This window comes from Candidatus Methanoplasma cognatum (assembly GCA_009777615.1).
Lineage (GTDB): Archaea > Thermoplasmatota > Thermoplasmata > Methanomassiliicoccales > Methanomethylophilaceae > Methanoplasma > Methanoplasma cognatum.
In genome coordinates, this window is sequence record WRLM01000004.1 from 30,137 (window position 1) to 52,027 (window position 21,891).

Consider the following 21,891-nt stretch of genomic DNA (forward strand, 5'->3'; position numbering starts at 1 on the left):
ATGACCAGTTGGGGAACGAAGGCGCCTTCTCGGGCATCTCCGTTCAACATGATGATGGGTCCGAGGTTCAGAAAAAGACCGAGGATCAAGGGATGGATGGGCAAGTTTCAGCAAAAGATACCGCAGATGCAGCCAATAAGGAGCCGGATGCGGAAGCAGTAACACCTCCTGAAGAAGAGCCAGTAGGCGCCAGGAGGGAGCCCAGAGTCTTCAAGAAAATGAGCGCGGCAGATTTTAAGGTAAAGCCGGAGCCAAAACCGGAACCTAAACCTGAGCCCAAATCAGAGCCAAAACCGGAACCGAAGCCGGAACCGAAGCCGGAGCCTAAACAGGAAACCAAACCTGAGCCAAAACCGGAACCTAAACCTGAGCCAAAGCCAGAGCCAAAACCACCCGCACCGGAGCCGCCGAAACAAGCAGCACCGCAGAGACAGACGCAGCAGGCTCCGGCGCGCGAACCCGCGGCGGCGCCAGCCCAGCCAAGGCCGGAACCGAAACCCGCGCCAGTACAGCCGTCGAGGCCCCCGCCTCCGCCGGAACCGGTACGCACGGCGCCTCCGCCAGAGCCCGTACAGAGGCCGGCGTATGAGGAACCGGTGCAGAGGCCCGCACAAGAGCCCGAATACAGGCCCGCATATGAGGAGCCCGAGCAGAGGCCGGCATACGAAAGGCCGTCTCCGTTTGAACAGAAACAGGCGAAAGAGCCGCGAAAGCGCGAACCTCAAATGGAAGACGCGCCGGCCGGAGGGCCTTTGGATGCAATAAAAGGGGTCATATCATTCTTCACGTTGTTCAAATTGAACGTCGGCGGGAAAGAGATCAATGCCATGAACAAGAATCTCTACCTTATTCCGATCGCAGGGCTCATCATAGGTCTGATCGCCTCTGTCATCGGAGTTGTGTTTGTAGATCTAATACGCGCCGAAGCAATGGTCGCTGTTGCCATTCTGGCAACGATATACATCTTATCGAAGTTCCTTCATTTTGACGGACTCGTAGACTTCGGCGATGGGATGGTTGCCAGCGGAGACAAGGAAGACTGTGTCAAAGCCCTCAAGGACACAAGGATCGGCGCAGGCGGACTTGGCATAGCGCTTATAGTGGTCATTGCGACAATCTCCGCAATAAGTGGGATATGGGCCGCTTTCTTATTAGCTGCGGTTATAGTGATCACAGAGGTATTCGTAAAGAATGCCATTGTGGCGGCTGCGGCCTTCGGAGAACCAGGCACAGGAATGGCATCCGAACAGGTAAGGAATGCAAATTTCCAGACTCTGCTTATGTCAACCATCGTATCTGCAGGATTCGCATTCGCTGGATATTTGATAATGGGACTGATAGAGTCAAGCGCTGGTGTTAGCGGAATGTGGACCTCGGTGCCTATGATATCGGCCGCATTGCTCATAGCAGGGGCTGCTGTGTCCTCGATATTCGTAGGGTGGCTCGTTGCCTATCTATCGAACAAGAAGTTCGGCTTCGTGAATGGGGATGTCCTAGGCGCCGCCAATGAGATATCGAGAGTGATGATACTCTTCGTAGCACTGCTCATAGTAGGATTCTATACACTGCCGAATTGGCCGGGGTTGCTCTTCTGAGGTCACATGCAGGCATTGATCAACGCTGGAGGGAAAGGCACCCGGATGGGAGCATGCGGCATAGAGAAGCCCATGCAGATCATCGGGGGCAAGCCTGTCATCAAGAGAGTGATTGATGCGCTTTCAGGCTCCAAGAACATTGACAGGATCTTGGTGTCCGTAAGCGATAACACGCTTGAGACAGAGAAGTACCTGAAGGACATATGTGTGGAGACGACGATGACATCCGGAGAGGACTATATGGGGGATCTGCATGATTCCTTCAGGATCCTTGAGGGAAAATTCGTCCTCACATGCCCGTCGGACCTTCCCTTCTTCTCAACAGAGGAGCTGGACAGATTCATAGCGGCGTTCGATGCGAAGGATATGGAATCGCTTATTGCCATCATTGACAAAAGAGCTTTTGAAAAACTCAATATCAAACCTTCTTACACCAGAGACTATTATGGCTCAAGCTGTGTGGTCTCGGGTGTTTCCATTATGGACAGGGAAAAGACCCTCCGGGGGGTATATCTCCAGGAATCCTTCTATGAGACGGATTGCAAAGAGTTCGCCGTCAATGTGAACACTCAGGAAGAGCTCAATCAGGCAAGGAAGATCGTGGACCAAGCTGTACTGAGGTCCGACGTCGGAGCTTAATCGAAGTTCATTATTTTTCTGTAAATATCATGCACCCTGTCCAGCAGGTCCGTGCAGGTGACCTCTCCGGAACTTTGCACAATGGCCGCAACGGATGATCCCCCGCAGCCCACTCCTTCTTTGATATACCCCCATTCGTATGCCTGAAGTCCCTCGTACGGGCTTGAGGAATAATCCATGTTCACATAGACGATGGGCACGTCCGGAGATATGGAATCCATTATCTTGGACATGTTCGAGTTCGGGTCTTCCATCAGCCATCTTGTCGTGCCTTGGAATATGTTCCCCACGATGCTCGGGTCAAGCTTTACCGCAGCGGCGATGACAGCCGCCATCTGGGTCCCGCCTCCTATGATGACCGGGACGCGCTTGGCCGCTCCCAGTATGATCCCCACGTTCGCGGGCATCATCGGATCCCCCACGAGTTCGATCGCTTTCAGAGGGTTGTCCGCAAGATCTCCGACCTCTATGCCGGCGGCCTTCAGGCCTTCCGCGACCGTCTTCATCTTGAGTTCGCGCGGGTTGTTCGGCGAGCTGCTGCTGACAAGGTTTTCTTTTACGATCCCCATAGCCAGAAGGACTGCGAGCGCGGTCGTTGTCCCTCCGGCGCAGCTTTCGCTCACCACAATGAAGTCAGAACCGTGGGACAGCATCTCACCGAGGACCTTCCCGTTATCGAAGACTTTCTTGACATCAGAAACAGCCTTTCCGGACGTGACATAGTCGCCGCATTCTCCGCCCACCTCTATGCAAGGGAGATTAGGTCTGATCTTGCAGCCGCCGTTGACGATGAAAAAAGGCATGTCGGAGATCTCCAGTGCGGCCTTGGTAAGGGTTGCGGGAGTAGGTATCCCGCCCGGGTTTATCGGGATGCCCTTCATGCAGATCGTCTTCCCCAATACCAAAAGTTCCGCATCCGCCGCCGGAGTGAACATCGTCAGCTCCGGCGTATCTCCCGCATCGGATATCCCCGGTATGGTAGATGTCAGCGTGTTGGCGACGGTGCAGGTGAAAACCCCCCTCTTACCCCATATTCTGGAGAGTATATCCTTTGCGATCCTTTCGTTACCGTATATGCTAAGCGAGGGCGGCAGTTCCGTTTTCGACATTGGTTCACCTTATCTCATCAGCCGGGGAATGACCTGGTCGAGAGGGACCAACCCTTCTCCGGACATATCCGTCTCAATATTTGTCCAGAAAGGCACATTCATAATTATGTGTTCGCCCGTGACGCAGGATGTTCCGTGGTCTACGAAGTACACCACGCGTTCCGCATCATGGAAATATCTTTCCATAAGGCGGTCCGTCCTTTCCAGTATCTCTATCTTTTTGTAAGGGTCTTTCTGATGACTGTATTCGTCAACCTCGTCGATATGTAGGAAAACATTCCCCTTCTCCAGGGCTTTTTTCGCCACCGGGAATCTGTCCTCCACCTCATCGATAAGGTGTATCTCATGGCCCAATGACGCCGCCACACCCAGAGCGGTCGGGCTGTCCGATATCGCGGTCATGTTTCCGAGGCATCCGAAGGGGGGATACTGCTTAGTGAACCTGCCGCACCCCCAGGGGTAATCCGTTATCCCGTTCATATCTTCGGCCACCTTCATAACGAATCTGCCCAGGGCTCCGGGGACCTCCTTGAACGGGGCGTCCACAGGAGGCGCAGGCAGGTCCGGGATATCGTCGCATTCCATGGTCAGGACCGCCCTGCCGTTCAAGAAGAACTTGATCTCCGGATCATATTCGTCCAGTATGTGGAGGTTGTTCATCATCACTGGCATAAGCCTGTCGCAGAAAAGATGAGCATGATATGACCAATGTATCATCCCGTCCTTTATCTCCGCCGGACTCAGCCTGTATGCCGTCCGGCGGCCGGAGATGTCCATGCCGAGCCCGATCGCTTCCAGCACGGCCCTCGGCAGCTCCGGAGGGTGGCCGGTGAAGAATTCGTTGAGGAACAGCTGGGTATATCCCCTTCCGGTCGTATAGAACTTATGGCCCGCCTTTTCATACATGAAAGGCATCTTCGCCACTTCGAACGGCTTTTTTCCGTCGAGAACAGGATTAGGGTCATCCTCCATTCCGTCAAGAAGTACGAATAGGGTGTTCATTGTATCCTCTTAAGAGCTATCGCGGCTTGTCCGACCGACACTCCGCCGTCACCGTTGGGAACGTTCTGGTGGAATATTAATTCATGTCCGGAATCCTTTGCGATCTCCGAAAACATTCTGCATACGGACGAATTGTACGAGACCCCGCCGGTTATGCCGAGGGGGCCGATGCCTTCCGAATCGGCGGTGTCGACCGCGCTTTCAGTGAGACATTTCATCACGTTGTAGATGATCGAATAGGCAATATCCGCAGGGTCGTCATCCTTCCTGATCCTGGAGAACAGATCGGCCGTCCCCACTTCGCCCGCTTTGACCTCCGTCTCGAATCCAGGTATCAGTTTCCCGGATGCCAGCAGAGGTTCCAGTTTCATCGCGGGTTCCCCGTCGTACGTCCGGACGGAACATATCCCGAGCGAATATGATATCGCGTCCATCAGCCTCCCCATTGACGAGCATTTAACGCTTTTGTTCATCATTTTCATGAGAACATCCGCCTCGTTCTCTGGGAAAGAGTTGTTCTCTTCGCCGTTCATGGCGTCGATCGCAAACCTTAATCTCCTCAGATCGTACAGGGCTTTTTCAGATCCCAGAAGAGGTATGCCCTCCAGCCTTGCGACCCTGGAGAACGATGAAAGGTCTGCCGCGAGGACCTCGCCTCCCCACACTGTGCCGTCCGTTCCGTAGCCGCTGCCGTCCAGGGTCAGCGCCGCCACGCCGTTAATGTCATTGTCAGCCATGAGCGAAGCGGCATGCGCCCAGTGGTGCTGCACCTCGATAAGCTCCGAGCCGTATTCTTCAGAGAGCCTTTTCGCAAGCCCTCTGCTGACGTATCCAGGATGGAGATCCATGGCGACGATCTCCGGCCGGCACCCCAGCAGCCGGATGTGGGTCCTGATCGCTTCTTCCAAATAATCTGCGACCCCCACGCCTTCCCCGTCGCCGATGTGCTGCGTCGGGTGTATCCGCCCGTCGGCGGCTATCGATCCGGTCAGATTCTCCTGCGCCCCGACCGCCACAGCAGACCCCCTCAGTGCCGTCTGAATACATGAAGGGACATGTCCTCTGGATCTTCTTATGAAGAATGTCCTGTCGCCGAACATCCTGAGCACGCTGTCGTCGGCCCTGTTCAATATGCGCTGATCATGGATCAGGTACATGTCCGCGCCGAGTTCCATGATCTCATGGTCATCAACTATCATAGGTTCGCCCGGTATGTTCGCGGACGTCATTATCAAAGCATCGTCCTCCAAGTGCCTGAACAGGAGGTGCTGGGCCCCCGTATACGGAAGGAAGACGCCTATGTTGTCCAGGCCGGGAGAGAGGAGATCGGCGAGATCGGAGCGCTTCTTTCTTACCAGCACGATCGGCCTGTGGGGGGATCGTATGTTCTCCAATTCCTTATCAGTCGGGCTGCCGTATCTTAGAACGGCATCCTCGTCCCTTACCATGACCGCAAAAGGCTTTTGCTTCCTTCCGTACCATTCTCTCAGCCTCGTAATGTTGTTCAAAGCGCAGCATATGTGCATGCCGCCCCAGCTTTTCATTATCCCGATCTTTCCCCCGGAGAGCATATCTGCGAACTTTGTTATCGGTTCGCTGCGGATAGCCAGACGGCCCTTGCCGATCAGCCGGTAGGACGGCCCGCAGCTCGGGCAGCATACGGTCTGGTGATGGAACCTTCTGTCAGCCGGCCCCCCGTATTCCGAGCGGCATTCCGGGCACGGTTCGAAATCTTTCATTGAAGTGGAGACGCGGTCGTAAGGGAGACCGCCCAGCAGGGTGAACCTCGGTCCGCACTTCGTGCAGGATGTGAAGGGATATCCGGACCTTCTGCCTTTTATCATGTCTTCGAGGCAGTCTCCGCATACGGCGATATCCGAAGGTATGGACATACCGGACGAACCTCTTTGAGAAGCGGATATATGAAAGCCGCCCATGCGGGGAGCGGGCGTTTCTATCCTTACTATGTCGTCCAATCGTGCCAGGGGAGGAAGGTTCGGTAAGAACGAATCGAGGAATCTCTCTCCGTCATCCACGTCGACAACGGCATCGGAGCCGTCGTTCCACACCTTTCCCGAAAGACCCAGCTTTGAGGCCGTTCTGTAGACGGCCGGCCTGAACCCGACCCCTTGAACGATCCCTTTGAAGATTATTCTCATGAGTGTTATCAGAGGGCGCCGCATCCTTTGGCGGCCTCAATGCAATCGCAGTCGCTCTCCCCGATCCTCGGAAGGCCGAGCTCAAGGAGCCTCAGCACCTTCGCAAGGCATTCGTTCATTGTTTTTTTGACCATCTCTATGCTGACGTCTTCCTCATGCCATACGTCATAGTCGGTCACGGTCGCAAGGCTGCAGTAGCACATGCCGAGCTCTCTCGCAAGCTGGCACTCCGGAACGAGCGTCATTCCTATGATGTCCCCGAACTGTCTGAACATCCTGCTTTCTGCCCGGGTGGAGAACCTGGGCCCCTCTATGCATACATATGCTCCGCCAAGGTGGTGGCTGATGCCCATCTCTTCAGCGGCGGTATCGAATATCCTGTTCAGATAGCCGCAGAACGGGTCCGGCATAGATATGTGGATAACCTTACGGTCAAAGAACGTGTACTCTCTTTTCTTCGTGAGATCGACGAACTGTGTCGGAATGACAAGGTCTCCGGGTGCATACTCGATCTGGAGCGAACCCACCGCGCAGGCCGATATCACGAATGAACATCCAAGCTCCCTCAGTGCCCACATGTTCGCTCTGTACGGAACGCTTGACGGAGGATGCTGACCGGACCTCCCGTGGCGGAACAGGAACGCTACCTCGACGCCCGCGATCCTTCCGATCATTATCTCGTCGGAAGGCTTGCCGTACGGCGTGTCAGGAAAAACGGTCTTAATCGTCTCGAAGGAATCTGGGTTGTATATGCCGGTACCTCCGATTATGGCTATTTTGGGCATGTCCCGGGGATTCTAATAAGAATATAAAAGGACGATGTTTTGGCCGATAATGGCCAGAACATCAGGCCCCTTCTGTTTCGACGGTAATGATCCTTACCCGCGAACATACGCTGCCGATGCCAGTTTATATGGCATAACTGATATCCAGACCGCATTTTGGAAAAGCGCAAGACAGTCAGCGAAGTAAACGTTCCAATATGCAGAAAGTGGAAATATGACCGAGATAAACAGCGAGGTGGTGAAAGAGTACGGATTGAAAGCGGGGGCTGCCGTGGTCGGCATAGCCGCTTCCAAAGATTTCATTATGTCGCTGGATGGTTTCAAGCCCTCAGATCATTTAGAAGGGTGCTTGTCTGTGATCGTTTTCGGGGCGCCGTTCCCGCAGGAAGCTTTGAAGAGCAATGCCGAATATACACTGGCCCGCAAAGAGGTAATAGAAAAAACGAACGGCATAGCAAAAGAAGTGGCAAAACAGATAAAAAGCGACGGGTACAAAGCAAAAGATATAAGCGGCTGCGGGGGCAAGTTCATTGATGGCAAGAACTACGGCCACATCTCTCTGAAACATGCGGCGGAGCTGGCCGGGCTCGGGATCATCGGCCGAAACTATCTGCTCACCAACGACCGATACGGGAACCTCCTCTGGTTCACCGCCGTTCTGACCGATGCGGATCTGGTTCCGGATGAGAAAGCGCAATACAGGATCTGCGATAACTGCAACATATGCGTCGAGGCGTGCCCGTCGGGAGCATTGGGCGATCATGCTTCATTCGGGAATAAGAAATGCGACAACGTCTGTTTTAAGATGGTAGATAAAAAATGGGAAATGAGCTGCTTTTTGTGCCGTACGATGTGTCCCTACTGTTTCGGCAAAGAGACGGAAACATTATCGAAAAAAGAGATGTACGCCATGCTCCTGAAAGAATACGAGGAGTGCAAAGACGAGGGAAGGGAATGTTATCTCGAAGAACTCATCGAAGAGCTGAGAAAGGACCTGGAGTCCGGCTGACGCGGACTCACTTTATCAGGTGTTTGATCATTTCGTAAGGGGTGTCGTTGAGCGCCTTTCTGATCTCTTCCTCAGTGAGGCCGGCGCCCATCGCGACTGTCATCGCCATCCTTTCGTCCATGAGATTGCCTACGGTGTGTGCGTCGGAGTTGACCACCAGCTTTGCGCCGGACATTCTCGCGATGTTCGCGACATGTCCGTTGGTTATGTTATGTCCCGCGCGTCCGGTTATCTCTAGCGCAACGTTATTACCAGCGGCGAACTTGGCCTCCTCATATGTTATGAGGCCCGGATGTGCCAGTATGTCAACGTTGGGGCTCATTGCCGCTTTCAGGTTGGTCTTCGGAGGCACCGGTTCAACGACGGTCTCCCCGTGCACGACCACAATCTCAGCACCGAGGGCCTTTGCCCTTTTTGCCATCGTATCTATCTTAGACGGCGGCACGTACGTCAGTTCGACCCCCGGAATTACGGTGATGTAATCGCTGCTGAGTTCGGCGGCCTTGACCAGGCCGGGGACAACGATATCTATGTTTGTGGCGTCAACGTGGTCAGTAAGCGCGACCGCAGTGTGCCCGAGTTCCATGGCGCGGCACACGAGTTCGGAAGGCGTCAGCTCCCCGTCGCTGAATATCGTGTGGGTGTGCAGGTCTATTCTCATTTTTTCCTCTCCGCAAGTTTTTCGTAAACCTTTTCCATCGGAAGCCCGGATTTCGTCACGGCAACCATCGTGTGGTATATCAGATCCGCCAGTTCCCAGGCCGCAGCGTCATCGTCCCCGTCCTTGAGTGCCAGCGTGAACTCCCCGGCCTCTTCGATGACCTTCTTGCACATCTTGTTCTCATCCGAGTACAGGAGGCAGGTGTAGCTTCCTTCCGCAGGGTTCTCCAGCCTGTCGATAAGCACCCTCTTCAATTCCGGGATTATGTTCATTGTTTGGTCCAGCGATCCGTATATTGTTTCAGAGAAACACGACGGGGAGCCGGTATGACAGGCGGGGCCGGTCTGCTCCACCCTTACAAGCAGAGTGTCCACATCGCAGTCGGTCTGGATCGAGATGATCCTCTGAACATGTCCGGACTCCTCTCCTTTCATCCAGAGTTTCTGTCTGCTCCTTGACCAGAAGTGCGTGTTGCCCGTGCTTTTCATAAGCTCGAAGGCCTCTCTGTTAGCCCAAGCCACCATCAGTACTTCGTTGGTCAGGTGGTCCTGGACGACTACCGGTATCAGCCCGTCCTTGTCGAACTTCAGTTCGGCCATCTCACCGGAACCCCCATATCTTTCAGATATTCCTTCACTTCTCCGATCGTGAACAGTTTGTAGTGGAAAGCCGACGCGGCCAGCGCGGAGGCTACATCCGTCTGCGAGAACACTTCGTAGAAGTCCTCTATCTTCCCGCACCCTCCGGATGCCGTCACAGGTATGTCCACCTCGTCGGCGACGGCCTTGTTCAGCGGAATATCGTATCCGTCCTTCACGCCGTCCGCGTCCACGGACGTCAGCAGGATCTCTCCCGCGCCGAGGTCCTCGACCTTCTTAGCCCACTCCACCACTTCGAGACCGGCGGATCTTGTGCCTCCGTGGGTAACTACTTCCCAGCGGCCGCCGACCATTTTTGCGTCTATCGCGATCACTATGCGGTGTCTTCCGAACCTTTCCGCCGATTCCGAGATTATGTCAGGGTTTCCTATCGCGGCGGTGTTGATGGACACCTTGTCCGCGCCGGCGTTAAGGACCTCGCCCACATCGTCTGTGTTCCTTATCCCGCCGCCGACCGTAAAAGGGACGGACACCCTTTTTGAGGTCTCGGAGACCAGGCGGAGAGTGGTCTGTCTTCCCTCAAGAGAGGCCGCCAGGTCAAGGAAGGCCACCTCGTCCGCTCCCTGATTGCTGTAGTCCTCCGCCAGCTGCGGAGGGGATCCTATGTCCTTAAGGTCAACGAAATTGACGCCTTTTACGACCCTTCCGTCCTTCATATCAAGGCACGGGATGATCTTCTTTGCGGCCATTCAGCTCACCCTCGGTCTGTCCTTCGTACTGAGTTCCGTTTTTCTCTGTGTAGCGGCATTCCTCAGCGCCGTGCCGAGTGCTTTGAAGGTCGCCTCGATGATGTGGTGGTCATCGAATCCTCTCATCTGCACCACGTGCAGCGTTATTCCCGAAGACATCGCAAAGCTCCGCAGGAAGTGGCGGTACAGCTGATCGGGACAGTCGATGTCCGCGAAAGGCCTTTCGATTATATCCACCGACACCATCACCAAAGCATCGTCCATCGGGATGACGACGGTCGACATCCTTTCCACCGGTTTATCGTCAAGGGCCTTCTTGAAAGCCGTTCCCAGAGTTATCGCCGCATCCTCAATGATGTGGTGGTCGTCATCGCCGGATGCTTTCATGGAGATATCGAAAGAACCGTACCTTGCAAGCGTTTCCACCATGTGCTTAAGGAACTGTATGCCGCATTCGACGTCGAACCTGCCGCTGCCGTCGATGTTCAGTTTAACCGAAACGTTCGTTTCCCGCGTGCTGCGCTCCAATTCAGACATCCTTTCTGTCATATATTGTTCGAATAGGGGCTGTTATATAATAATTATCTCTTGGTCTGGTTCTTGGATGTTTATGGTTGTGATTCCGTTTATTTGTTCGGTTCTGAATACGATCAGTTCTTCCCGTGCACCATGTTCTTCGCACACTCTGTTATGGTTTTTCAAAGAGTGTTCATACATTCCAATATAATTCTTACGTTTTGCAGGATCATCCGGCAGAATGCTGTTGTATCGTTCAATCGCTGAAATAAGCGATTCCCTATGGACTTTTAAATCTGGCTTTATAGTTTTCCAAAACCCGAACGGGCATGCCTCCAGATAGTTCAGAAAGTGGCGGTCGACAGTAATGTTCTTTGTGAAATTGATAATATCTTGGTTTGTAATGAATTTTTCCTGCGCCACCTCATTAATAAGCTCCAGAACATTATCCGCAAGGACAATGCATGAATATTGGCAGGCTTGTTCCATGTCGTGGGCGGTTACCATTGCCGACCCCGTGAATCCCTCATCAGTAATGCGCAGGCGTCCTTTTACGATTGAACCTTTGATAAAAAGTCCATGGCACAGGGCCTCTTTCTGTGTTTTGGCCACGACATCACACAACATAAGAATCAAACCATGGTCACAGTCCCCCGTCTTGAAGTATATGTCGATAGTATCTCCATATAATCTGGCCTCAAGCTTGAAATCCTTTTTTCTGGATGCGTTTTGACGTCTGATTTCTTCGTTTGAAGTGGACAAAAGCGCTTCTATCGCATCGAAAACGTCATCTGTTCTAGGAACTGATTTTGATAGCGTTGAGAATGCAACGACGTCTATCCGAGCAAGAATGTATTCGTCGCCGCTCATGAAATTTACCTCAGCTGTGCGTCATTATTGCCTGCAGTGCCGACTATTATATTCTTTTTAACAACGCTGAATCCGTTTGTTGTTAGGCTGTTTATTATTTTTCCACAATTGTCTGCGATGAATCTTTCACTAAGGAGGAAGGGCAGGTTCTTAAGATCAATACCATCCACATCCTCGCAGATCGGGCAAAACATCGGCGTTACTACAATCTCTGAGTAATTCCCGTAAATCGATGCAGAGATTCTGAGCTTTGATATGTCCGTTTCGTAAGGGATCTTAAGCTCAGAAAGGTAACGGCATAAGCATTTTCCGTTAATATGTAAAGATACACGCCTCGTGTACATCGTATTGTCTACCTCATATGAACTGTTTTGACAGCTTTCTTCAATAGCACTAATGATCGAATCAGTCATGCTTTTGAGGTCTTTCGGTAAACCCCCCTCAACTGAAATAGAGAGGCTCTTATAATCCGGACTATAGTTCACGCTTAGGTTGCTTATATACGGCATCATAAAATAGGCATAATAATATGCCTGGCAGCCAGGAATGAGTTCTCCGTTATCTCCATACTTGTAATAGTCTTTGAATTTTTCAAGGTACTCAATCTCAATGCCGCATTCCTCTATTTTTTCCAAAGCTTCATCATTTATCGTTATGCACGCAGCACGAACATCATCTGTTTTATTAATTTTAGATAAAACATTAATGACACTTTGCCCACTATGAATAGAATCATCAAAAATAAGAATATTTTTGTCGAGAAGATCGGTCGAAGGCACTTTTTCAATATTTTCATTTGTGTAGTGTATAACTTTCAGGTTACGTATCTTAATAATGTCATCAATTATCCATGATCCCTTTCGCAGTGTGGATATTACCACATCCGTGTCTTTTTTTGTTATAATGTCTGTGAGGAATCTTCGTATTTCTATACATGCAACCGTAACTGCCGCCGGGGATTCTATATCTTCTATTGATGGAACGGTGTCCATATTCTTTGGCGATAATTTTCTCATACGCGGCCCTCTGTACTGTCAATCACCCTAATATGGAGTATTCTTTTAAAGACTTCCAAGAGGTACCTGAAAGTGGACTCGTTCTCTTTTCTCCTTTCAGCAGGGATGAACTGCAGAGATAACATCAGCAGAAGGTAGGATATGTTATTAAGATCGAGTTTGATAACGTTTATTAAAATCATAATGCATATTAGAACAAAACTAATTATATAAATTTAATAGTGTAATATTATAACAATCTATTTAATTAGAAAACACATAACTAAATACAACGAGTGTATCCACTCGTTAAACTGTGGATTTTTATGACGTGGCTCTGTTATAATTTCCGCAAAGAAAAGGAGGAAAAAATGGTACAGAAAGAACAAGTGTTATCAAATGACTTCCTAGTATGTACAAAAATTTATGAATTCAACAAAAATGGCGAAGACATATGGTTTAGTAAATTAGTGAAAGCCATGAATGGAAGTCCATCCCAGTCCACGATATCCAAATGCATAGACAGGCTGTTTGACAGAGGAATGATCGACGGCGATTGGAAAAAAGTCGGAGACCGCTGGACGAGAACTTTCAGAATCACTGGTGAATTCGAGGGTTTCGTCAAAGGATTGTATGACGTGACGGAAGAATGCGAAGAGTGATTGAAACCCTTTCCACTTTTTGACGATTTTTACACACTTTTGCCAACAGATCAGGCGAGAACCTACATAAGTGCATTTATTCAGCGGACCAAGGATTGTCCCACTCCCACGGCCTGATTCTTTCTGTGTATAACGCCAGCCCGACGACGGCGCCCGCCGCTCCCAGCTTGCTTAACGTCCTGCAGTCGGCCTCAGCGGTTATACCACCGGAGGCTATCACTTTGTGAGGGCATTCCGATATGAACCGACCCGCCTGGTCGGCGTCGATGCCTTTCATCTGCCCTTCCACGCTTACGTTCGTGTTGAGGACGCCGCTGAGAGGCATATCTCCGATGAGGTCGAACATCTTTTCCACGGTGATGTCGGAGGAACCCTGCCATCCGTTCACCGCCAGGGAGCCGCCCTTGGTGTCCATGCCTACCATGATCTTTCCCGGATGGTCATCCGAGATCTTTGAAAGCCAATCAGGTTCTTTGATCGCTTTTGTTCCGACTATCACTCTGTCGGCTCCCGATGAGATGAGGTCATCCACCAGGGCTTCGGACCTGACGCCTCCGCCTATTTCCACAGGAACTCCGCACTCTTTGATTATTTTTTTGAATATGTCTATGTTGTTCCCCTTTCCGAACGCACCGTCCAGGTCCACAAGGTGAAGGTACGGCGCCCCCTTCTCGACCCAGGACATCGCCGTGCTCAGGGGGTCCGGCAGCGTTATCTTTTGGCTGCCGATCTCCCCGCCCACGAGCTGAACCACCTTATGGTCAAGCACATCTACTGCGGGTATGACCATCATGCGTTATCCTCCCGTTCCAGCGCCGCGGTCAGCGGCGTTCCTCCAGTACGTCGGCGATTTTATCAAGTAGATCTTTATTCATTCCATCTGTCCCGACAGTGAAACGGACACAGTTCTCCATCCTCCTCTTGCTGCCGAAATCCCTTATCAGTATGCCCTTTTCCTTCAGAGCGCTTGTAAGGACGGCATGGTCGATCGGAGATCTCGCAAGGATGAAGTTCGAATCCGACGGAAAGGGCTCAAACCCGAGCTTCGAAAGGCCGGACGCTAGCTTCGGTCTTTCCGCAAGTACCATCTCTTTGCTTTTTCTTATGAAATCCTGATCCTTGACTGCCGCGATCGCCGCCCCTTCGCTAAGGCTGTTCAGGGAATACGGGATCTTCACGGAATTCATCATATCGGATATGTCTTTGTTGGCTATGGCATACCCTACTCTTAAAGCGGCCATGGCGTAGGCTTTAGAGAATGTTCTGACCACTATCATATTATCGAACTCGTTGACCCAGGGTATCATGGAATTGTCAGAATATTCTCCGTATGCTTCGTCGATGATGACGATGCCTTTGAACCTTGCCAGCAGGTCCTCTATATCATTCTGTCTGAAAGAATTGCCGGTGGGGTTGTTGGGGGAGGCTGCGATCACTATCTTCGCTTTCGAGGACACAATGTCATCGACATCGAGCTGAAAATCCTCCGTTAGTTCAGAGTACACCACGCTGCCGCCGTTCATCTGGGCGAAGTATTCGTACAAGGTGTATGAGGGATAGGGGACAAGGCAGTCGTCCCCCCATTCAGTGAACGTTTTGAAAGCAATGTCGAGTATCTCGTCCGACCCGCTGCCCACGACGAAATTCTCTGTTTCCAGGTTGTAAAGGGACGCGAGGGCGCATCTGAGGTTGTCGGAGTACGTGACGGGATAATCGTTCAGATCCGTATCCTGCTCTTTCAGGTACTTCATGGCGGCGGGGTTCGAGCCGAGGACATTTGTATTGGTGTCCAGCCTGACCTCGCCTTTGACGCTGGGACTGTAGTATTTCTTGAAACCTCTGGTAGTGCTTCTCATGATGTCCCTTGAGACCATCACTCCACCAGCCTGTCTATGGAAACAGAAAGTATGCCCTTTGCGCCGAGCCTTTTGAGGTCGTTGACCGCTTTGTATACATCTTTGGAGTTGATCACCACGTGCACGGCGACCATCTCGTCGTTGCCCGCGATGCTGAGGATGGTCGGCCCGCCTATTCCCGGGAACATCCTCTCCACGGCCTCCAGTTTATCCTTCGGGACGTCTGCCATGAGGTACTTCCGATCCTCGGCGGCCATAACGCTTCTTATGGAATCGACGACGTCGGCGATCTCTGAGCCTTTATTTTTGAACGAAGCCTCCGACGTGTACACGGCGGCCTGGGAATCCAGTATCTTGGCGATCTCTCCGAGACGGTTCATTTTCAGCGTCGATCCCGATGCCACAAGGTCCACGATAAGGTCTGATATCCCCAGATAAGGCATGATCTCCGCGGCGCCTGAGATCTCGATGACCTTCACATCCTTACCCATTGATTCGAAGAATTCTTTTGTGAGCTTTGGGAACGACGTCGCGACCTTCATGCCGTTGGGAACGTCGTCCATGCTCCTGATGCCGGAGGATTCCGGGGCTGCGACGGAAAGGCGGCAGAACCCGAACTCCAGGTCCATGAGTTTCCTGAGCCAGAATCCAGATTCCGCAACGATGTCCTCTCCCGTTATCCCCAGGTCTATGGCTCCAGATGCGATGAACGCCGGTATGTCCTGTGCGCGGACGAACATGATCTCCATATCCTGTTCCTTCGCCTTCACATAAAGCTTCCGCCCCCAGTCCTCTCCCAGGTCTATGCCTGATTTCAGCAGTAGTTCCACAGCCCGTTCATTGAGCCTTCCTTTGTTGGGGACCGCCATTTTTATTGCCATGGGTTGACCTCATCTATTCCAATGTAAAAGTAGTAGATAAGGTTTACACGCCGTCACAGCAGCCCTTTGGCTTTGAACAGCTCGGCGTTGAGCATTGACCCGCCCGCGCCGCCTCTCAGGGTGTTGTGGGAAAGCGCGAACATCTTGTAATAACCGTTGCTTTCCCTGATCCTTCCGACGGTGGACGCCATTCCCTTCGCCCTGTCCGGGCTTCCGGCAAGAGCGTCGTAGGCGGGCTGCGGCCGGTCCTTCTCTTTCCTGACGATGACCGGGACCTCCGGCGCGGAAGGCAGCTTCAGCGATTGAGGTTCCCCCCGGAACTTGGAAAGGGCCGCAGCTATCTCATCCAATGAAGGAGATGAATCCAGTTTGATGGCCAGCGCCTCCAGGTGGCCGTCTACCACCGGCACTCTGGCACAGTTGGCGATTACCTTGAAACCCGCGGGCTTGAAACCGTCTCCGGAGTAACCGCCGAGGATCTTAGCGAGCTCCGCCTCCATCTTTTCCTCTTCTTTGTCTATGAATGGTACAACGTTCCCGACGGCGTCCAGCGACGGGACCCCTGGGTATCCGGCACCGGAAAGGGCCTGGTAAGTGGAAACGAACACTTCGCGGAGTCCGAACGCCTTATTGAGAGCGTGAAGGGGGGTCGCGATACCGGTCGAAGTGCAGTTAGCGTTGGTCACGATGTAGCCCCCGCTGCCGTAAGTGTCCTGCCGTTCTATCGATGCGGCATGGTCCGGGTTGATCTCGGGTATCATTATCGGAACGTGCCTGTCCATACGGTGCGATCCAGCGTTGGTGAAGACAGCCACTCCCTTCTCTGCCAGCTCGGACTCGGCGGGCCCCGCGAGATCGGACGGTATCCCGGAGAATGCGATCCTCGCGTTCTTCGATATGCCGCCGATATCCATGGTCCTGATCTTCATTTCCGCAGTCTCTTCCGAGAACTTGTGATCCCTGACCTTGATGACGTCGCCGAACCTTTTTCCCTCCGACCTTTCGGATGCGTAGAGCCCCTCTATCTCAAAATACGGGTGGCCCTCAAGCATCTGTACGAATCTCTGGCCTATGGGGCCGGTAGCTCCTAGAACGGCGACATTGATCTTATTCATGCGAATTCTTCCTTTTTAAGTGAAGTGGTCAGGTGCCGCATGGTTATTATGTTTTCGGAGGGTCGGCCGCGATGAGGGACGCCCGCTTAAAGTAACATCAGCGCATTGGGTCTATGGGGTTTGTGAGGAAACGGATTGCGCAGGCCGCTTTCTTATCCGTATCCTCCACAGTATGCAAAAGGATAGAACGATGCATATTTTTATCCTTGGTTGCACATTACTAAGCATGAACCGCGTGAAGGAGGAATTCAGCAAATCGCCGTCACAGGAGAAGGTCGCGATGCTTCTCCTCAGGCACGGGATCAGGATCGAGAAGGGCATAGCGTACTGCGGCGGCATAGAGCAGTCCGATGCGGCGATAGCGAGGGCCGCCGGCGTAGACAGGAGGGTGGTGAGGTCCACTCTCGACAAGATATCCGAGAACCCCGAACTGGACAGACTGTTCTCGAAGCTCAGATCGATGCTGCTTCTTGCGGACGTTGCGCCGGAGATAGGATGCACAACGCTGGAGATAATCCCCACCGATGCAACGATACCGGGGATAGTCTCGGCGGTGACCGAGGTCATATACAAAGGCGGCCTCTCCGTCAGGCAGGCGGTGGTGGACGATCCGGGGATAAGGGCCGACTCCCATCTCATAGTGGTGGTGGACGGACAGCTACCCCCGAGGCTGCTGCCTGCTATAAAACAGTGCAGGGGAGTATCAAGCGTGATCCTCAGATAAGTGCGGTAACATGATGTTCGCGGCGCAGAGGAGAAATGGGAACCAAGTCTTTAACAGGGTTCTTTAATATAATCCCACATATACGCGCGCAGGTGCCTTTTTGGCTTAATATTAAATATCTCCACTTGCTACCTACTCTGTTCATAGGGTGCTATAAGGCACTTGTGGACAAGCCTTTCGCAGCCTGCGAAGAACGTGCCCGTACGTCGTACGGACGATACAGCCGGGGCGGAAACCGAAGGTAAGGGATGGAAAAAAAGACAGAGGGAGACGGGAAAGCAGAGACGCTGTCCCATCAAACGAAGTTGGAATCCCTTATGAGGTCTGCCTGTCTGCTGTTTGTTCTGCGGTCGCAGAAAGGCAGGAACAACATACTCAAAGAGGATGATTCCAAATGAATAAAGAAAAGAAAAAAAACAGTAAAGCGTTCCTCGCACTGTTTGTTGTCGCAGCTCTCGCAGCGGTATCTTTTGCAGGTATCGCGCTGAGCGATGATTCTGACGCCGCTACCATTCTTAATCCGATGGGCAACGGCGTTAACAGCACAACGATCATCGAGGATGGTAGCGATCTGAATGCCAGATTCTACCTGAACCTCGGCAGCAGCCAGGCATGGGGCGTACAATATGTAACGATTAAAGAAGGAATAACGGTTTCCGGAACGATAGCCATCGGCACTGCCGATGATGTCTACGGGAACAACTTCGTAGAGTACGCATCAGTGAAGCTCGAAGCAGTATCGGACGCAGTGTTCACGCTGATAATGGCGCCAGAACCGGTCTACGGCTTTAATGGAGTGATTCTGGTCGGAGACGAGGCAAAGGTCGACAGCTCAGCCGCAACCCCTGATGAAAAGATCACCGGCTATAAACCCGTAAAAGGGTCTATAGAAGTGACAAAAGGTTGGTTGATGGGTGGCGCAATGAGGCCCGGGGCACTGACAGAGGCACAGTGGAGCGGTGTTTTGAGCACTGGCCTGCTTAACACTGGCTTCTTCCAGAACTTCGATGCCATGTATGCCGCTGCACTGGATGGGCAGGTTGCGCCGTTCACCGGAACCTTCAAAGCCGGCACAGCCCAGGTCTCGACCGCATACACTATCGGTCTGGCAGTTGGGTACGCTGACGGAAGGGCAACGGTGTTCAATCAGGTAGTTGTCGATGAAAGGCACCTCCCATGGATCGAGGATCCCAACGTCCCTCTCTCATACATATGTGAGATTGAAGCATCGGACAGGATGGTCACATTTGAGTCCGGTGAGTTCAGCGTCGATTTCCCCGAGAATGTCTCAGGACAGGCTGGTTACACTCACGCCAACTTCGGTGTTGTAAATGTCAACATGGTAGTTGAGGAAGGTGCGACTGTCTTGGTCGGAGACAACATGCCGAGGCTTGCAGAGATCGTCATCGAAGTGCCTTTGACATCGGGTGCATTGACGACTGATACGTTGTACCTTATCCCTGATAAAGGAGAGGCCATCGAGTCGGACGTCCCCGGAGTCGTTAACGGTACGGTCATGGAGTATACCTTCCAAGGCGTACTGCTGAATCAGCAGTATAAACTGGCTGGTATCCTGGGCGGCGCGGCCGGCGATGCATTCATCGCAACGTTCTCCGCAGATGGGGCAGGCGTGAACTATGCAGTGGCCGTTGGCGGAAATGAGGTTGCTGGAGGCGCAGACACGGTTACGGCTCCTCTTATCTACAATGGTACAGAGATAGAGTTTGACTATAGTGACTACAACAACTGCATATACGCCGCAAGCACAAGTTCAGGTGAGCTCAGCATCGATATGAGCGGCAGCGCCGTTGGAAAAATAAAGGTTCCTGAGGGCGAATATGTGGTTCTTATCTTGGTTGACAGTTCTTATGATTATGTCCTATTCATTGGCAGTATGCCTAGTGGCATATATGTGACTCCGTTCACGTTGACCAACGATGCCGCTAGCGCAGCAGCCTCGACCGGGGCTTTCGAAGAGACTAAGATAACTCTCGAGAACATGAACAACACATTCTATGTGGCCACCGGATACGGTGAGACAGAAGATTTTACTCTCACAGTATATGGTGACATCATTTGCATATATACAAACGCCACTGTACGTGGGTTGTTCGATAACCGCACCGGCACATACGGAGCATCGACGGGTGTATACACCATCGACTTCGAAGACGCTGGAATGCTTACATATGGAACCACTCCCGCTGCAAGCCCGACCCTGGTTAACCACCCCCTGAGACTCGTGGATGGTCTCAACGCCGCGATCTACTTTGAGAACGTAGGCACCAAACCCGACAGCACAACATTCTACTACACATCAATACAAAATGCACTACTGAACAGCAACAACATAGCGATAAAGGGAAAAGTCATCATTAGAGAGGACACCACCCTTGTAGGACCCAACCCGGATGCTAACACAAACATCCTGATCCTGGCTCCGGACGGATGGCTCCAGATCGGAGAGAAGGTATATGATTCAGGCGGCAAGCTCATAGATGAGTACTCGCCCAAAGTATCAATACCGGCTAAGACGATCGTACAGAGACAGAACGCCACTGTAAAATACTTGGTTGAGAGCGGACAGGCGATCTATGACGTGAAGCCCACGAATGTTCTCCAGATACCCGAATCAGACGTATTGCTCGAAGGCGACAAATTCATCTACACAGATCTTTGGACAGCACTTGACATATCTGTCTCCGGACAGAAGATCGTACTGCGTAAGCCTGCTGCGTTGGACAAAGACGCAACCCTGAAACAGGGCGTGACAATGGAAGACGGCGACACAGCTGGCCTGACTGTCAATGTAGGCATTACCTTCACGGTGAATGGAACACTTACAATCTCCAAAGCTCCTGCGGTGATCAACGGTACGTTGAGAATCGTCGGCGAAGCTGTGTTCACGAATGCTGCAGGAACGTTAATCGGTCCGGAAGGCGTCATTGATGTAACGACGACCGGAGTACTCACCATCGGCGAAAGTGGTAAGATTACCAGCATGGCCGACGGATTGCCACCCGCAAACACAGGTGTGATCAACGTTGCAGGAAAACTCATCGTCGGCAGTGGATCCAATGCCTCTGCAGGCGAAGTGTCTGTGAGCGGTGAGGTCACACTTGATGGTACCCTTACGGCCACCACTAAGCTGGTGATCGGCGCGGTGCCGACCCTGTCTCCGATGAACGCGGACTACACGAACACAGCAGTGATCAACGATGCCATCACCCTTGGCACGTCTGCATACGCTTGCGTATATGGAACCTACAACATAACTGGGAAGCTGAGTGTAACTGGAACTCTTGTCAAGACAGAGTACATAGTAGAGGACATGCTCTATGCGACGCTCTACGGGCACACGGCATCCCCTGCGAACCTCGTGATGATCGATGACGATCTGCTGGACATAATCTTCCTGAACTGGTGGGAGAACCGCGAGTTCAGGGCAGGAGACTGGAATGTTCTGACGGGCAGTGCTACAGCTATCGGCGGTTTCGCTAAGGTCTATGCTGAGTACAAGTGGCGCACATACGAAGTGACCTTCTCCTTCCAGAGAGGCATGGAGTGGGTCGTTAACGGCGTTAACATCGGCAGCAGCGGCAAAGATACGTACAACTACGGTACGAAACTGACCGTCACAGCCGACGTCGTCCCCGGATATGAGGGAACTCCCGTACTGAGAGTGGATGGTGCTTCGTTCACCAACCCCTATACAGTAACGAAGAACGCCACGTTCACGGCGGCCGGTGTAGCGCAGGAAAAATCAGTAGTGGATAACAGTTTGACTCTGATTGAGATACTCTTGATCATCATAGTCATAATCATAGCCGTCATAGCGATAATCGTCGCGGTGAGACTACTGAGGTCTTGATCTGGTAAGAAGATAAAAGGAATCATCCTTAACAGAAAAAAATAAAACAGGGGAGCGATCCCCGCCTTAACCTTTTTTAATCATTTATCGTTCT

The 21,891-nt window shown here is 52.2% G+C and carries 21 protein-coding genes; 7 read left to right on the plus strand and 14 right to left on the minus strand.

Going from position 1 to position 21,891, the window contains the following annotated elements:
* Nucleotides 1–725: 725 nt before the first annotated feature.
* Complete coding sequence (gene cobS, locus FWG96_05490) at nucleotides 726–1,595, plus strand: adenosylcobinamide-GDP ribazoletransferase (protein MCL2032702.1); 870 nt, start codon at nucleotides 726–728, stop codon at nucleotides 1,593–1,595.
* 6 nt (nucleotides 1,596–1,601) lie between these two features.
* Nucleotides 1,602–2,234 (plus strand): NTP transferase domain-containing protein, encoded by a 633-nt coding sequence (locus tag FWG96_05495; protein ID MCL2032703.1) that lies wholly within the window; start codon nucleotides 1,602–1,604, stop codon nucleotides 2,232–2,234.
* Here FWG96_05495 and FWG96_05500 read toward each other — a convergent pair.
* Genes FWG96_05500 through mtnP form a run of 4 tightly spaced genes read right to left on the minus strand, consistent with a single transcriptional unit; the run spans nucleotide 2,231 to nucleotide 7,289 of the window.
* Nucleotides 2,231–3,343, minus strand: a complete 1,113-nt coding sequence (locus FWG96_05500) for a TIGR00303 family protein (protein ID MCL2032704.1) — start codon at nucleotides 3,341–3,343, stop codon at nucleotides 2,231–2,233. The two genes, FWG96_05495 and FWG96_05500, sit on opposite strands and share 4 nt — an antisense overlap.
* A gap of 9 nt (nucleotides 3,344–3,352) precedes the next feature.
* Complete coding sequence (locus FWG96_05505) at nucleotides 3,353–4,345, minus strand: phosphoglycerate mutase (GenBank protein ID MCL2032705.1); 993 nt, start codon at nucleotides 4,343–4,345, stop codon at nucleotides 3,353–3,355.
* Nucleotides 4,342–6,504 (minus strand): carbamoyltransferase HypF, encoded by a 2,163-nt coding sequence (hypF, locus tag FWG96_05510; protein MCL2032706.1) that lies wholly within the window; start codon nucleotides 6,502–6,504, stop codon nucleotides 4,342–4,344. Before hypF ends, FWG96_05505 begins: the two co-directional genes overlap by 4 nt.
* An 8-nt stretch (nucleotides 6,505–6,512) precedes the next feature.
* Nucleotides 6,513–7,289 (minus strand): S-methyl-5'-thioadenosine phosphorylase, encoded by a 777-nt coding sequence (gene mtnP, locus FWG96_05515; protein ID MCL2032707.1) that lies wholly within the window; start codon nucleotides 7,287–7,289, stop codon nucleotides 6,513–6,515.
* Between the two features lie 214 nt (nucleotides 7,290–7,503).
* Here mtnP and FWG96_05520 point away from each other — a divergent pair, with 214 nt between their 5' ends.
* A complete protein-coding gene (locus tag FWG96_05520) occupies nucleotides 7,504–8,298 on the plus strand; it encodes a hypothetical protein (GenBank protein MCL2032708.1) in 795 nt (264 codons plus the stop codon).
* 7 nt (nucleotides 8,299–8,305) lie between these two features.
* Here the strand turns inward: FWG96_05520 and FWG96_05525 are convergent, their stop codons facing one another.
* The 6 genes from FWG96_05525 to FWG96_05550 are packed head-to-tail and all read right to left on the minus strand — an operon-like array spanning nucleotide 8,306 to nucleotide 12,709.
* Nucleotides 8,306–8,959, minus strand: a complete 654-nt coding sequence (locus tag FWG96_05525; protein MCL2032709.1) for a histidinol phosphate phosphatase domain-containing protein — start codon at nucleotides 8,957–8,959, stop codon at nucleotides 8,306–8,308.
* Nucleotides 8,956–9,558 (minus strand): bifunctional phosphoribosyl-AMP cyclohydrolase/phosphoribosyl-ATP diphosphatase HisIE, encoded by a 603-nt coding sequence (gene hisIE, locus FWG96_05530; GenBank protein MCL2032710.1) that lies wholly within the window; start codon nucleotides 9,556–9,558, stop codon nucleotides 8,956–8,958. The genes FWG96_05525 and hisIE overlap by 4 nt, the downstream gene beginning before the upstream one ends.
* Nucleotides 9,546–10,307 (minus strand): imidazole glycerol phosphate synthase subunit HisF, encoded by a 762-nt coding sequence (hisF, locus tag FWG96_05535; protein MCL2032711.1) that lies wholly within the window; start codon nucleotides 10,305–10,307, stop codon nucleotides 9,546–9,548. Before hisF ends, hisIE begins: the two co-directional genes overlap by 13 nt.
* Nucleotides 10,308–10,856: an imidazoleglycerol-phosphate dehydratase gene (locus FWG96_05540; GenBank protein ID MCL2032712.1), complete on the minus strand. Its 549-nt coding sequence runs from the start codon at nucleotides 10,854–10,856 to the stop codon at nucleotides 10,308–10,310.
* A gap of 21 nt (nucleotides 10,857–10,877) precedes the next feature.
* The gene (locus FWG96_05545) at nucleotides 10,878–11,693 is read right to left on the minus strand and encodes a hypothetical protein (GenBank protein ID MCL2032713.1); all 816 of its coding nucleotides are present in this window, start codon (nucleotides 11,691–11,693) and stop codon (nucleotides 10,878–10,880) included.
* Between the two features lie 5 nt (nucleotides 11,694–11,698).
* Complete coding sequence (locus FWG96_05550; protein MCL2032714.1) at nucleotides 11,699–12,709, minus strand: hypothetical protein; 1,011 nt, start codon at nucleotides 12,707–12,709, stop codon at nucleotides 11,699–11,701.
* A 458-nt stretch (nucleotides 12,710–13,167) separates the two neighbouring features.
* Between FWG96_05550 and FWG96_05555 the strand changes: the two genes are divergently transcribed.
* Complete coding sequence (locus FWG96_05555) at nucleotides 13,168–13,350, plus strand: hypothetical protein (GenBank protein ID MCL2032715.1); 183 nt, start codon at nucleotides 13,168–13,170, stop codon at nucleotides 13,348–13,350.
* Nucleotides 13,351–13,426: 76 nt separating this feature from the next.
* Here FWG96_05555 and FWG96_05560 read toward each other — a convergent pair whose 3' ends face one another.
* Genes FWG96_05560 through asd form a run of 4 tightly spaced genes read right to left on the minus strand, consistent with a single transcriptional unit; the run spans nucleotide 13,427 to nucleotide 17,202 of the window.
* The gene (locus FWG96_05560; protein ID MCL2032716.1) at nucleotides 13,427–14,143 is read right to left on the minus strand and encodes a HisA/HisF-related TIM barrel protein; all 717 of its coding nucleotides are present in this window, start codon (nucleotides 14,141–14,143) and stop codon (nucleotides 13,427–13,429) included.
* 28 nt (nucleotides 14,144–14,171) lie between these two features.
* Nucleotides 14,172–15,224, minus strand: coding sequence for a histidinol-phosphate transaminase (gene hisC / locus FWG96_05565; protein ID MCL2032717.1), 1,053 nt, complete (start codon nucleotides 15,222–15,224; stop codon nucleotides 14,172–14,174).
* A complete protein-coding gene (gene hisG / locus FWG96_05570; GenBank protein ID MCL2032718.1) occupies nucleotides 15,224–16,087 on the minus strand; it encodes an ATP phosphoribosyltransferase in 864 nt (287 codons plus the stop codon). The genes hisC and hisG overlap by 1 nt, the downstream gene beginning before the upstream one ends.
* A 53-nt stretch (nucleotides 16,088–16,140) precedes the next feature.
* Nucleotides 16,141–17,202, minus strand: a complete 1,062-nt coding sequence (asd, locus tag FWG96_05575) for an aspartate-semialdehyde dehydrogenase (GenBank protein MCL2032719.1) — start codon at nucleotides 17,200–17,202, stop codon at nucleotides 16,141–16,143.
* Nucleotides 17,203–17,428: 226 nt separating this feature from the next.
* Here asd and FWG96_05580 point away from each other — a divergent pair, with 226 nt between their 5' ends.
* From FWG96_05580 to FWG96_05590, 3 genes are all read left to right on the plus strand, one after another.
* Nucleotides 17,429–17,926 (plus strand): regulator of amino acid metabolism, contains ACT domain protein, encoded by a 498-nt coding sequence (locus FWG96_05580; protein ID MCL2032720.1) that lies wholly within the window; start codon nucleotides 17,429–17,431, stop codon nucleotides 17,924–17,926.
* Between the two features lie 248 nt (nucleotides 17,927–18,174).
* Nucleotides 18,175–18,324, plus strand: a complete 150-nt coding sequence (locus FWG96_05585) for a hypothetical protein (GenBank protein MCL2032721.1) — start codon at nucleotides 18,175–18,177, stop codon at nucleotides 18,322–18,324.
* Nucleotides 18,321–21,797, plus strand: coding sequence for a hypothetical protein (locus FWG96_05590; GenBank protein MCL2032722.1), 3,477 nt, complete (start codon nucleotides 18,321–18,323; stop codon nucleotides 21,795–21,797). The genes FWG96_05585 and FWG96_05590 overlap by 4 nt, the downstream gene beginning before the upstream one ends.
* The last annotated feature ends 94 nt before the right edge of the window (nucleotides 21,798–21,891 follow it).